Genomic DNA, 13,147 nt, shown 5'->3' on the forward strand with positions numbered 1-13,147 from the left:
TTGCAACGGGGGTACTGCAAATTCGGTCGCACTTAAGCGAGAGCCAGTTTTTGGCGCGCGTATTGTAACGCTTTTTCAATCACTTGCTCAATGCTTAATCGGGTTGAATCCAAAACTAAAGCATCAGCAGCGGGAACCAGCGGCGCTACAGCACGATTACGATCGCGATAATCGCGTTCTTCGATCTCGGCCAAAAGGCGTTCAAAGTTAACACTAAAGCCCTTCTCCTGCAACTGTAGCATACGTCTATGCGCACGTTCTTGCGAGGAGGCGTCCAGAAAAATTTTCACCGGCGCATCCGGGAACACCACGGTGCCCATATCACGTCCATCAGCAATCAGACCTGGGGATTCGCGAAATGCGCGTTGACGACGTAATAACGCTTCACGCACGCGGGGAAACGCCGCAACCTGAGAGGCGGCATTCGCTACTTCCTGAGTACGTATTTCACCGCTGACATCTTCACCTTCAAGAATGACTTCCAGGTTGCCGTCTGTTGAGATAAAACGCACATCAAGGTGTGAGGCAAGCGGTACCAGAGCATCTTCAGATGTTACATCAACATGGTGATGTAACGCTGCGAGCGCCAGTACGCGGTAGATCGCGCCTGAATCTAACAGATGCCACTGCAATGCTTCCGCCATTGCCTTGCACAAGGTGCCTTTACCTGCACCACTTGGGCCATCAATGGTAATAACCGGGGCAATTGCCGTCATCTTTTTCTCCTTAAAAGGGCGTACATTAACGTGAACGCCGCGCATTATACGCGCCAACGCCAACGATCGTTATCTTTGTGTGAAAAATGCAGAATCATTGAAGCTGAGTGTAGAATAAATAGGCAATCGGAGATGTCAGAATGTGCCGCACCCGAAAGTGCGGCAATAAAATCAGGCAGATGTACTAATACGAGCCAACTGTTCGAAATAATCCGGGAAGGTTTTGGCGGTACATTTTGGGTCAAGAATGGTCACCGGCGTGTCAGACAGCGCCACCAGCGAGAAACACATCGCCATGCGGTGATCGTTGTAGGTCGCGATGTCCGCAAATTGCAATGTTGCAGGCGGGGTGATGCGGATAAAGTCATGCCCCTCTTCCACTTCCGCGCCCACTTTGCGTAACTCCGTCGCCATCGCGAACAGACGATCGGTCTCTTTGACGCGCCAGTTGTAGATATTACGTAATGTCGTGGTGCCTTTAGCGAACAGCGCCGCCGTTGCAATGGTCATCGCCGCATCAGGAATATGGTTCATATCCATATCCACTGCGTTCAACTCGCCGTGAGTACAGGCAATAAAATCGTCGCCCCATGTAATGGTTGCACCCATTTTCTCCAGTACATCGGCAAAACGAATATCACCCTGCATGCTGTTGCGGCCAATCCCGGTAACTTTTACCGTACCGCCTTTAATAGCACCCGCCGCAAGGAAATAGGAAGCGGAAGAAGCATCACCTTCAACCAGATATGCACCCGGTGACTGATACTGCTGCTGCCCCTTCACGACAAAGCGCTGGTAGTTTTGATTTTCAATTTCAACACCAAACGTTTTCATCAGGTTCAGTGTGATATCAATGTAAGGTTTGGATACCAGGTCACCTTTAATTGCGATCGTCGTATCCTGCGGCGCCAGCGGCGCAGTCATCAGCAACGCAGTGAGGAACTGGCTGGAAACGCTACCGTCTACCTCAACCTGGCCTCCGGTAAAGCCACCGCGCAGACGTAAAGGTGGATAGTTTTCCTGCTCCAGATAGTCAATTTTGGCTCCGCCCTGGCGCAGCGCATCAACCAGATGGCCAATCGGGCGCTCTTTCATGCGCGGTTCGCCCGTCAGCACGATGTCATTGCTGCCCAGACATAGCGCTGCGGCCAGCGGGCGCATTGCGGTTCCGGCGTTGCCAAGGAACAGCTCAACTGCACCTTCTGCGTGCAACGCACCGCCATTGCCAATTATCTCGCAGCGGGTACGATCGGCAGAAAGGGTATAGCTAATCCCTAACGCATTCAGAGCATTGAGCATATGGCGAACATCATCGCTGTCCAGCAGATTGGTCAGGACAGTGGTGCCATTGGCTAATGCAGCCAGCAGCAAAGCGCGGTTAGAAACACTTTTGGATCCAGGCAGATTGATGGTGCCATCCACCCGCGCAATGGGTTGTAACGTCAGGGATTCCATGAAACTAGACTCTCAAAAACAGACATAAAAACCCCACAGACGGGCTGTGGGGATGAAAAGTACAGCAGATTAGCCGCGGCGGCGTTCGAAATCGACCATGAAATCGGTCAGTGCTTTAACACCTTCAAGCGGCATGGCATTGTAGATGGACGCACGCATACCGCCGACTACACGATGCCCTTTCAGCGCGTGCAGGCCCGCAGCAAAAGACTCTTCCAGGAACAGTTTATCCAATGCGCTATCAGCCAGCTGGAACGGTACGTTCATGCGTGAACGGTTAGATTTCGCCACATCGTTACGGTAGAAATCGCTGTTATCGATTACGCCGTAGAGCAATTCCGCTTTTTGCTGGTTAATTTTATCCATCGCATTAACACCGCCCTGCTTTTTCAGCCATTTAAAGACCAGGCCAGACAGATACCAGGCAAAGGTTGGCGGCGTATTGAACATGGAATCGTTGTCATTCAGCACGGTATAGTCGAGGATTGACGGGCATGAGACATGAGCTTTACCCAGCAAATCTTCACGGACGATGACAATCGTCAGACCGGCCGGGCCGATATTTTTCTGTGCCCCGGCATAAATTACGCCATAACGACTAACGTCAAGCGGTGCGGAAAGAATGGTAGAGGACAGATCCGCCGTGACCACAACGTTGCTGGCAAAATTCGGCGTTTCATCGATCGCAATGCCATCGATGGTTTCGTTCGGGCAATAGTGCAGGTATGCCGCGTTATCAGAAAGTTGCCATTCACTCATCGGCTTAACAGCACGCAGGCCGTCCACGGTGACTTTGGCATCAATAACGTTTGGCGTGCAGTATTTTTTCGCTTCTTTAATTGCGCTGGCGGCCCAATAACCGGCATCGACGTAATCCGCGGTGGTTTTATCGCCCAGAATATTTAACGGGATACCCGCGAACTGCCCGCGACCACCGCCATGGCAGAACAACACTTTATAGTTGGAGGGGATGCTGAGAAGATCGCGAAAATCCTGCTCCGCTTCCTCTGCGACCTGGATGAATTCTTTGCCACGGTGGCTAATTTCCATCACTGACGTGCCAAGACCGTTCCAGTCACAAAGATCCTGTTGAGCCAGTTTAAGTACTTCTGCCGGTAACATTGCCGGACCTGAACTAAAATTGAAGACCTGAGCCATTTCCCCTCACCACGTTGTGTTGTTGTCCAATCAACATCCTGTCATTGACGATAATCCGGTGACAGACATTGGTATAAGTTATTCCTGTGGATATCGGTTTTATCATTCAGTGACACGCGCCGCAATGGGTAAAACTGGCAAGGGTAAAAATGTGTCATCGGTCACACAACAGAATCTATCGGATTGACGGGTAAAAACCGAGATTTTTGCTGTCAGGTAACCCGTTTTGCCCGACTGGCCTTCGACCATTCTGGATTTGCACAGCGCGGACATAATTGATGATCTCCGGCCTTCATTTGCACCACTTCGCTACAACGTATGCAGGCATAGTCCCCTGCTTCAGGTATTACTTTAAATCGTTGCGTACAACGTTTAGGCAAAATACTGAGCCCCGGCTTTACGTCTTCATCGGCAAAGAAGTAGACGCTGATTTGCCCATTCGTCTCCAGAATAGCCAGTTTCACTTGTCCCAATTGCTCCACGCCGTTCAAACGCAGTTCCATAAAGAATTCAAATTCCGTCATATTGGCGCTATTGAGCTTTGACCATGCCAGCTCGCCGTCTTCAATGATCACGACGGGTTTGCCCTCCAGCAGGTCCTCCATTTTTTCACTATGCGCCATTAGCCACATTACCAGCCGATACAGCACAGCAAGAGTAATAAAGACCACCAGCACCGGCAGCATCGGAACATCGTCATAAAACGCCACGTCTCCCGCGGCGGAACCCAGCGTAAGGATGATAAGGACTTCAAAAAGCGACATCTGGCGTACGCCACGACGTCCGGTGATTTTTAAAAACAGAAAAACCAATATAAAGGTGTAAAGGCTGCGTAGCGCAACTTCCCCCAGAAAATCCATGGGCACCTTATCAAGCGCCATACGGTGTAAATCGAAAGCTTTCATTAATATGCTCTAAACGTGATTGGCTGTAAGAAAGCATAGCCAATGCTTTTATTTACGCATGGGCTCCGGCGACGATAGCGCCGTTCATTGAAAACCCGTATCATTGCGCGCTTTCCGTACGACAAAAGTGATTTTCATGACGCAAACATTTATCCCCGGCAAAGATGCCGCTCTGGAAGACTCCATCGCTCGCTTCCAGCAAAAATTGCTCGACCTCGGTTTTCAAATTGAAGAAGCTTCGTGGTTGAATCCCGTCCCTAACGTCTGGTCTGTACATATTCGCGACAAAGAATGCGCGCTGTGCTTCACCAACGGTAAAGGCGCGACAAAAAAAGCGGCGCTGGCTTCTGCGCTGGGCGAATACTTTGAGCGTCTGTCGACTAACTACTTCTTTGCAGATTTCTGGCTGGGCGAAACTATCGCCAATGGCCCGTTCGTACATTACCCGAACGAAAAATGGTTCCCGCTGACTGAAGAAGACGATGTTCCAGAAGGTTTACTGGATGCGCGTCTGCGTGCATTTTACGATCCAGATAACGAACTGACCGGCAGCATGCTTATCGATCTACAGTCTGGTAATGAAGAGCGTGGCGTCTGTGGCCTGCCGTTTACCCGCCAGTCTGATAACCAGACCGTCTACATTCCGATGAATATTATCGGCAACCTGTATGTTTCTAACGGCATGTCTGCGGGTAACACACCTAACGAAGCTCGCGTTCAGGGCCTGTCTGAAGTCTTTGAGCGCCATGTGAAGAACCGTATTATCGCCGAAAGCATCAGCCTGCCAGAAATCCCGGCCGAGGTGATGGCGCGCTATCCGGCAGTGGTGGAGTCCATCGCCACACTGGAAGCAGAAGGTTTCCCAATTTTTGCCTACGATGGCTCGCTGGGCGGCAAGTATCCGGTGATTTGCGTTGTCCTGTTCAACCCGGCCAACGGTACCTGCTTTGCCTCCTTCGGCGCACACCCGGATTTCGGCGTTGCGCTGGAGCGTACCGTGACTGAACTGCTGCAGGGCCGTGGTCTGAAGGATCTTGATGTCTTCACCCCACCGACCTTCGACGATGAGGAAGTGGCAGAACATACCAACCTTGAAACTCACTTCATCGATTCCAGCGGTCTGATCTCCTGGGATCTGTTCAAGCAGGATGCCGACTATCCGTTCGTTGACTGGAATTTCTCCGGCACCACGGAAGAAGAGTTCGCCACCCTGATGGCCATCTTCAATGCTGAAGATAAAGAAGTGTATATCGCTGACTATGAGCACCTGGGCGTTTACGCGTGCCGCATTATTGTTCCGGGAATGTCTGACATCTATCCGGCAGAAGATCTGTGGTTAGCCAACAACGCTATGGGCACCCATCTGCGTGACACCATTCTCTCTCTGCCAGGCAGTGAGTGGGATAAAGAAGACTACCTCAATCTGATTGAACAGTTGGATGAAGAAGGTTTTGACGACTTCACCCGCGTGCGCGAGCTGCTCGGTCTGGCGACCGGTGCGGATAACGGTTGGTACACCCTGCGTATTGGCGAGCTTAAAGTGATGCTGGCGCTGGCCGGTGGCGATCTGGAGCAGGCCCTGGTGTGGACCGAATGGACGATGGAATTTAACGCCTCCGTCTTTAGCGCGGAACGTGCAAACTACTATCGCTGCCTGCAAACATTGTTGCTACTGTCTCAGGAAGAAGACCGTCAGCCGCTGCAGTATCTGAACGCATTCGTCCGCATGTACGGCGCTGAGGCGGTTGAAGCGGCAAGTGCGGCACTGAGTGGTGAAGCGCCGTTTTATGGACTTCAGCCAGTAGACAGCGATCTGCACGCATTCCCGGCACATCAGTCTCTGCTGAAAGCCTATGAGAAATTGCAACGCGCGAAAGCGGCACACTGGTCAAAATAGTGACAAACAACTTGCCTCGAGTAGGCTAAATGTATTGTCTGAGCTATATTACGGGGCGCTTAAAGCGCCCCGTTTTTTATTTTGGTCAGACCAAAAAATAAATGTAAAAGCAAGGTTAAATATTAGTAGTTGATATTAAAAAAATTAGCTTATTAATGTGGTTTTTTATCTCAATTACTCCATTTTAATTAACCATCCCATAGGAGGCTGAAAGAAAAAATTCAACTCACTTTATAATTTTTAAAATTTATTTTTATATGGATAATCAACATGTTACACCGTAATCGCATAAAAACCATGCGTCTTACGGGCCTATAAGCCAGGCGAGATATGATCTATATCAAATTCTCATCTATAATGCTTTGTTAGTATCTCGTCGCCGACTTAATAAAGAGAGAGTTAGTGTGAAAGCTGACAACCCTTTTGATCTTATTCTACCTGCTGCAATGGCCAAAGTTGCCGAAGAAGCAGGCGTCTATAAAGCAACGAAACATCCGCTTAAGACGTTCTATCTGGCAATTACTGCCGGTGTATTCATTTCAATTGCCTTTGTTTTCTATATCACCGCCACAACCGGCACTGGTACTATGCCTTTCGGCATGGCGAAATTAGTAGGTGGTATCTGCTTTTCCCTGGGGCTGATCCTTTGTGTTGTCTGCGGTGCAGACCTCTTCACTTCAACCGTACTGATCGTCGTTGCTAAAGCCAGTGGTCGTATTACCTGGGGTCAGTTAGCGAAAAACTGGCTTAACGTTTATGTCGGCAACCTGATTGGCGCCCTGATCTTTGTGTTACTCATGTGGCTTTCTGGCGAGTATATGACCGCCAACGGCGCATGGGGGCTCAACGTTCTGCAAACAGCCGACCACAAAGTGCACCATACTTTTGTTGAGGCAGTGAGCCTTGGTATCCTGGCTAACCTGATGGTGTGTCTGGCCGTATGGATGAGCTACTCAGGCCGCAGCCTGATGGACAAAGCGTTTATCATGGTATTACCGGTCGCAATGTTTGTTGCCAGCGGTTTTGAGCACAGTATCGCAAACATGTTTATGATCCCTATGGGTATTGTAATACGCGATTTCGCCACCCCGGAATTCTGGACCGCAGTTGGGTCTTCTCCGGAGAATTTTTCTCACCTGACCGTGATGAATTTCATCACCGATAACCTGATTCCGGTTACGATCGGTAACATTATCGGCGGCGGTTTGTTGGTCGGGTTGACATACTGGGTCATTTATCTGCGTGGTAACGATCATCATTAATCTGTTGATGCCCATTACACGCAGTAAATAAAAAATCCACTTAAGAAGGTAGGTGTTACATGTCCGAGCTTAATGAAAAGTTAGCCACAGCCTGGGAAGGTTTTACCAAAGGTGATTGGCAGAATGAAGTAAACGTACGTGACTTCATTCAGAAAAACTACACTCCGTATGAGGGTGACGAGTCCTTCCTGGCTGGCGCAACTGATGCGACCACTGCACTGTGGGACAGCGTTATGGAAGGCGTTAAACAGGAAAACCGCACTCACGCGCCTGTTGACTTTGACACCTCCGTTGCTTCTACCATCACTTCTCACGACGCTGGCTACATCAACAAAGCGCTCGAGAAGATTGTTGGTCTGCAGACTGAAGCTCCGCTGAAACGTGCGATCATTCCGTTTGGCGGCATCAAAATGGTTGAAGGTTCCTGCAAAGCGTACAATCGCGAACTGGACCCGATGCTGAAAAAAATCTTCACCGAATACCGCAAAACCCACAACCAGGGCGTATTCGATGTTTACACCAAAGACATTCTGAACTGCCGTAAATCCGGTGTTCTGACTGGTCTGCCAGATGCGTATGGCCGTGGCCGTATCATCGGTGACTACCGTCGCGTTGCGCTGTACGGTATCGACTACCTGATGAAAGACAAATACGCTCAGTTCGTCTCTCTGCAGTCCGATCTGGAAAACGGCGTAAACCTGGAAGCAACTATCCGTCTGCGTGAAGAAATCGCTGAACAGCACCGCGCTCTGGGTCAGATCAAAGAAATGGCTGCTAAATATGGCTGCGATATCTCTGGTCCGGCTACCAACGCTCAGGAAGCTATCCAGTGGACTTACTTCGGCTACCTGGCCGCAGTTAAATCTCAGAACGGTGCAGCAATGTCCTTCGGTCGCGTATCCACCTTCCTGGATGCTTACATCGAACGTGACCTGAAAGCAGGCAAAATTACCGAGCAAGACGCACAGGAAATGATCGACCACCTGGTCATGAAACTGCGTATGGTTCGCTTCCTGCGTACTCCTGAATATGATGAACTGTTCTCCGGTGACCCGATTTGGGCAACTGAATCAATCGGTGGTATGGGCGTTGATGGCCGTACTCTGGTTACCAAAAACAGCTTCCGCTTCCTGAACACCCTGTACACCATGGGTCCTTCTCCGGAGCCGAACATCACTGTTCTGTGGTCTGAAAAACTGCCTCTGAACTTCAAGAAATTCGCCGCTAAAGTGTCCATCGACACCTCTTCTCTGCAGTACGAGAACGATGACCTGATGCGTCCGGACTTCAACAACGACGACTACGCTATCGCTTGCTGCGTAAGCCCGATGGTTGTTGGTAAACAAATGCAGTTCTTCGGTGCGCGTGCAAACCTGGCGAAAACCATGCTGTACGCAATCAACGGTGGCGTTGATGAAAAACTGAAAATGCAGGTTGGTCCTAAATCTGAACCGATCAAAGGCGACGTTCTGAACTTCGACGAAGTTATGGATCGCATGGATCACTTCATGGATTGGCTGGCTAAACAGTACGTCACCGCGCTGAACGTTATCCACTACATGCACGACAAGTACAGCTACGAAGCCTCTCTGATGGCGCTGCACGACCGTGACGTTATCCGCACCATGGCGTGTGGTATCGCTGGTCTGTCCGTTGCTGCTGACTCCCTGTCTGCAATCAAATATGCGAAAGTTAAACCGATTCGTGACGAAGACGGTCTGGCTATCGACTTCGAAATCGAAGGCGAATACCCGCAGTTTGGTAACAACGACTCTCGCGTTGATGACATGGCGGTTGACCTGGTAGAACGTTTCATGAAGAAAATTCAGAAACTGACTACTTATCGTAACGCTATCCCGACTCAGTCTGTTCTGACCATCACCTCTAACGTGGTTTATGGTAAGAAAACTGGTAACACCCCAGATGGTCGTCGTGCTGGCGCGCCGTTCGGACCGGGTGCTAACCCAATGCACGGTCGTGACCAGAAAGGTGCTGTTGCCTCTCTGACCTCCGTTGCTAAACTGCCGTTTGCTTACGCTAAAGATGGTATTTCTTACACCTTCTCTATCGTTCCGAACGCACTGGGTAAAGACGACGAAGTTCGTAAGACCAACCTGGCTGGTCTGATGGATGGTTACTTCCACCACGAAGCGTCCATCGAAGGTGGTCAGCACCTGAACGTGAACGTCATGAACCGCGAAATGCTACTGGATGCGATGGAACATCCGGAAAAATATCCGCAGCTGACCATCCGCGTTTCTGGCTACGCAGTACGTTTTAACTCCCTGACTAAAGAACAGCAGCAGGACGTTATTACTCGTACCTTCACTCAGACCATGTAATTGGTTTTGACTGAAATCGTACTTTAAAAAGCGTACAATAAAGGCTCCACGTAAGTGGGGCCTTTTTAATAGCCTGCTTTGTCAGCTATCTATACTTATATACTCGATGGATTTCGAGTTGCATTGAGGCGGCAACGGAGTGAATCCCCTGGAGCGTACAGAAGTACGTGACTGGGGTGAGCGAAGGAAGCTAACAAAGATGCATCTTGAAAGACGAAAAGTATGGATAGCAGCCAAAACAGACTCGACACAGTTAATAACTGTGCACTAACACTGGCCCCGGATGGGCCACACCTGGAGAAACACCGCAATGTCAGTTATTGGTCGCATTCACTCCTTTGAATCCTGTGGCACTGTTGATGGCCCGGGCATCCGCTTTATTACCTTCTTTCAGGGCTGCCTGATGCGCTGCCTGTATTGCCATAACCGTGACACGTGGGATACACACGGCGGTAAAGAAGTCACCGTCGACGAATTAATGAAAGAGGTGGTGACCTATCGCCACTTTATGAACGCATCCGGCGGCGGCGTGACGGCGTCTGGCGGCGAAGCTATCCTGCAAGCTGAATTCGTACGTGACTGGTTCCGCGCCTGTAAAAAAGAAGGTATTCATACCTGTCTGGATACCAACGGTTTTGTTCGCCGCTACGATCCGGTGATCGATGAGCTGCTGGAAGTCACCGATCTGGTCATGCTCGATCTCAAACAGATGAACGATGAAATCCATCAGAATCTGGTCGGCGTATCTAACCATCGTACGCTGGAGTTCGCGCGTTACCTGTCAAATAAAGACATCAAAGTGTGGATCCGCTATGTTGTCGTACCTGGCTGGTCTGATGACGATGACTCCGCACACCGCCTCGGCGAATTTACCCGCGATATGGGTAACGTTGAAAAAATCGAGCTGCTGCCTTACCACGAGCTGGGCAAACACAAATGGGTGGCAATGGGCGAAGAGTACAAACTGGATGGCGTCAAACCACCGAAGAAAGAGACCATGGAGCGCGTGAAGGGCATTCTCGAGCAATATGGACATAAAGTGATGTATTGAGTTTTAGCCACCACGAAACGGCTGCCCTGAACGGCAGCCGTTTTGCTATCTAAGCGACAACCACTCGAATTAAAGGAAAGGACGCCATGCGGTTATTCATTTCTGGCATGTTGCTGTTATCTGCCCAATACGTAAATGCCGCCAGCAACTGTGATATCAACGCCATTGTGCAACATGCGTGGCCAGATGCAAAACCGACAGCGGAAGGCAAGCTACTCACACAACATAATCAGGTTATCGATATCACAGGTAACTCACCGCAAAGCGCAATTTGCCGTGTCTGGCCAGCCCACCCGGAACTGACCCTAGCGGCGATTCCGCTGATGGCACAACAATATAGCGATTACGATCGCATTGGCGATCTGGAGCTTCTGGTACTGGATTCCACAAACCTCGACGTAAAACAGCGGCTACGCCTGCCCGAACGTATGAATGACGATGCCATTCAAATTACCGGTCTGGCGTTGGATACTGCGCGCTGGAAAGTTACCCCAGATCAGACCGCATTTGGCTTACGAGTCGCCCGCACCGGCAGTTCCCGTGTAAATCCTTTTAGTGAAGATGCGCTATCGCTGTTTGTTATTGAAAATAATCAACTACGGGCGGTATTAAACGGAATCGTACTTGAGAATAGCACCGGTGAATGGGACGGGAACTGTGTGGGAACATTCCACGATATTAAACGCACCCTTGCCCTTGCGCCTGATTCACATAATGGATACTTCGATATTCGGGTAAACGAGAAAAACGTGGAATCAACGGCCTATACAGACGCCAACGAGCAATGCGCATCAAAGGATAAACCGGGGAAAGCCAGTTGGGTACTGCGTTATGATGGCAAACAGTATGCCATCCCAAAAGAACTGTCCCCGTTGTTTTGAGAGGCAAAGCAGGAGATAGCATCACTATCTCCTGCTCTTCTGCCACACTTGTCTTTAGCGTCCTCTTCTCGCCAGTAGCGGGAAAATCAATCCCAGTCCAACCAGCACAAATGGCGTCACGATATTCAGCGTGAGCTGGAATGTCCACTCAGGGGTAAAGGCTTCCATTTTCGGGAAAATCCCGGTCAGACAGGCAAATGCGGTAAAGGCAAAGCACCAGATCCCCACGGTCATCGCAAGCGAGCGGTTGCGAATAAAGACATATTCCGATTTATATTTTTGCGCCAGGCGAATAACGGCAATGAACGCCACAAACACCCATAAATAACGCAATGGCATCACGACAGAGTTAAGATTCAATAGCCATTTATACAGGTTGTTCATGTCGCCAATTCCCAGTGTTGGCAACATAATCAAAATCGCCACCAGCACCAGCGTCAGAATATAACCATTTACCGGCGTACCGGAAGCGTTGGTTTTACACAGGCTCTCGGGAATATATTTACGATCAGCATCCCCCAGCAGAACTTTAAGCGGTGCATCAATAGAAAATACCAATGCCGCAATCTGTCCCAGCGTATTGGCAATCGCGTAAATAACCATCAGCGAATTACCCATACCATAATACTCACCCAATTTCTGGAAGGCGTAATATTGACCATTCGTCATCAGGTCATCTGGAATATGCCGGGAGTCAAACATCATTCCCATAGCCAGCGACCCGAGAATCGCGCATACCGCTACCATAACAGCCAGAACGAGCATCCCTTTTGGAAATTCTTTGCCCGGATTACGTGTCTGATTAACGTATGGCGAAATTTTCTCCGCACCGCCCACGGCAAATACCAGCATGGAGATCGTAGTAATGTAGGTAAAATCGATGTGCGGGATAAACGATTCCCAGGTGATATTGGTTGTCGCTATTTGCACATCCGTAATTGCAGGCGCGGTTACCGCCATCACGACATACAAAATGGACATCACAAACATCGCGATGCCTGCAACTGACCCAACAATTTTCAGTGACTTCATGCCACGGGACGCAACCCACATGAAAAAGACAAACAGCGCCAGCGTCAGCCCCTGCAACGCCACGACGGTGTACTCTTTAATCAACGAACCATCGCCCTTCAGCGCCCATCCCAGCGCAATCAGAATAGCCTGCGGTTTTTGCGCCAGATAAGGTATATGAACAACCCAATAGGTCCAGGCAGCAAGATAGGCCAACCCTGGCCCCATGGTATGTTTAATCCAGGTACTGACGCCGCCTTTACCCTCTTTAAAGGTTGAGCCAAGCTGCCCGACGATCAACGCATAAGGAATAAAATAGAGCGCGAAAATAAATATCCAGGAGGAGACAACAACCAATCCCTGATTAGCATAGTTGTTAACGACGTTGCCAAAACCCCAGACGGTAATAAATGACATTAATGCAATGTTGTACCATCGCAATTGTTTTTCCTGCACACCAGCCATACGC

At 49.8% G+C, this 13,147-nt stretch carries 10 protein-coding genes; 5 read left to right on the forward strand and 5 right to left on the reverse strand.

Annotation, left to right across the window (positions count from 1 at the left end):
• Positions 1 to 32 precede the first annotated feature (32 nt).
• From cmk to GHC22_RS15375, 4 genes are all read right to left on the reverse strand, one after another.
• Positions 33 to 716, reverse strand: coding sequence for a (d)CMP kinase (gene cmk / locus GHC22_RS15360; RefSeq protein WP_003831921.1), 684 nt, complete (start codon positions 714 to 716; stop codon positions 33 to 35).
• A gap of 171 nt (positions 717 to 887) precedes the next feature.
• The gene (gene aroA / locus GHC22_RS15365; RefSeq protein WP_060682472.1) at positions 888 to 2,171 is read right to left on the reverse strand and encodes a 3-phosphoshikimate 1-carboxyvinyltransferase; all 1,284 of its coding nucleotides are present in this window, start codon (positions 2,169 to 2,171) and stop codon (positions 888 to 890) included.
• A 69-nt stretch (positions 2,172 to 2,240) separates the two neighbouring features.
• On the reverse strand, positions 2,241 to 3,329 hold the full coding sequence (gene serC, locus GHC22_RS15370) for a 3-phosphoserine/phosphohydroxythreonine transaminase (RefSeq protein ID WP_032942886.1): 1,089 nt from the start codon (positions 3,327 to 3,329) through the stop codon (positions 2,241 to 2,243).
• A gap of 212 nt (positions 3,330 to 3,541) precedes the next feature.
• Positions 3,542 to 4,234, reverse strand: coding sequence for a DUF421 domain-containing protein (locus GHC22_RS15375; RefSeq protein ID WP_008784261.1), 693 nt, complete (start codon positions 4,232 to 4,234; stop codon positions 3,542 to 3,544).
• A gap of 136 nt (positions 4,235 to 4,370) precedes the next feature.
• On the opposite strand from GHC22_RS15375, the gene ycaO reads away from it, so the two are divergent.
• The 5 genes from ycaO to GHC22_RS15400 all read left to right on the forward strand — a co-directional run bounded on the left by ycaO (position 4,371) and on the right by GHC22_RS15400 (position 11,667).
• Complete coding sequence (gene ycaO, locus GHC22_RS15380) at positions 4,371 to 6,131, forward strand: 30S ribosomal protein S12 methylthiotransferase accessory factor YcaO (protein WP_020996515.1); 1,761 nt, start codon at positions 4,371 to 4,373, stop codon at positions 6,129 to 6,131.
• A gap of 404 nt (positions 6,132 to 6,535) precedes the next feature.
• Positions 6,536 to 7,393: a formate transporter FocA gene (gene focA / locus GHC22_RS15385; RefSeq protein WP_003831909.1), complete on the forward strand. Its 858-nt coding sequence runs from the start codon at positions 6,536 to 6,538 to the stop codon at positions 7,391 to 7,393.
• Positions 7,394 to 7,452: 59 nt separating this feature from the next.
• Positions 7,453 to 9,735, forward strand: a complete 2,283-nt coding sequence (pflB, locus tag GHC22_RS15390) for a formate C-acetyltransferase (RefSeq protein WP_003035753.1) — start codon at positions 7,453 to 7,455, stop codon at positions 9,733 to 9,735.
• 310 nt (positions 9,736 to 10,045) lie between these two features.
• Positions 10,046 to 10,786 carry a pyruvate formate lyase 1-activating protein gene (gene pflA / locus GHC22_RS15395; RefSeq protein WP_003035751.1) on the forward strand — a complete coding sequence of 247 codons (741 nt, stop codon included), beginning with the start codon at positions 10,046 to 10,048 and terminating at the stop codon, positions 10,784 to 10,786.
• Between the two features lie 86 nt (positions 10,787 to 10,872).
• The gene (locus GHC22_RS15400) at positions 10,873 to 11,667 is read left to right on the forward strand and encodes a hypothetical protein (protein ID WP_060682474.1); all 795 of its coding nucleotides are present in this window, start codon (positions 10,873 to 10,875) and stop codon (positions 11,665 to 11,667) included.
• Positions 11,668 to 11,721: 54 nt separating this feature from the next.
• On the opposite strand, the gene GHC22_RS15405 is transcribed toward GHC22_RS15400, so the two are convergent.
• The gene (locus tag GHC22_RS15405; RefSeq protein WP_003035749.1) at positions 11,722 to 13,143 is read right to left on the reverse strand and encodes an amino acid permease; all 1,422 of its coding nucleotides are present in this window, start codon (positions 13,141 to 13,143) and stop codon (positions 11,722 to 11,724) included.
• Between the last annotated feature and the right edge of the window lie 4 nt (positions 13,144 to 13,147).

Source organism: Citrobacter sp. H12-3-2 (assembly GCF_009649895.1).
GTDB classification, from domain to species: Bacteria; Pseudomonadota; Gammaproteobacteria; order Enterobacterales; family Enterobacteriaceae; genus Citrobacter; species Citrobacter portucalensis.

Excerpts from the sequence above, each read along its gene's own strand:
- cmk (WP_003831921.1), bottom strand. The coding sequence starts at position 716 with ATGACGGCAATTGCCCCGGTTATTACCATTGATGGCCCAAGTGGTGCA.
- aroA (WP_060682472.1), bottom strand. The coding sequence starts at position 2,171 with ATGGAATCCCTGACGTTACAACCCATTGCGCGGGTGGATGGCACCATC.
- serC (WP_032942886.1), bottom strand. The coding sequence starts at position 3,329 with ATGGCTCAGGTCTTCAATTTTAGTTCAGGTCCGGCAATGTTACCGGCA.
- GHC22_RS15375 (WP_008784261.1), bottom strand. The coding sequence starts at position 4,234 with ATGAAAGCTTTCGATTTACACCGTATGGCGCTTGATAAGGTGCCCATG.
- ycaO (WP_020996515.1), top strand. The coding sequence starts at position 4,371 with ATGACGCAAACATTTATCCCCGGCAAAGATGCCGCTCTGGAAGACTCC.
- pflB (WP_003035753.1), top strand. The coding sequence starts at position 7,453 with ATGTCCGAGCTTAATGAAAAGTTAGCCACAGCCTGGGAAGGTTTTACC.
- pflA (WP_003035751.1), top strand. The coding sequence starts at position 10,046 with ATGTCAGTTATTGGTCGCATTCACTCCTTTGAATCCTGTGGCACTGTT.
- GHC22_RS15400 (WP_060682474.1), top strand. The coding sequence starts at position 10,873 with ATGCGGTTATTCATTTCTGGCATGTTGCTGTTATCTGCCCAATACGTA.
- GHC22_RS15405 (WP_003035749.1), bottom strand. The coding sequence starts at position 13,143 with ATGGCTGGTGTGCAGGAAAAACAATTGCGATGGTACAACATTGCATTA.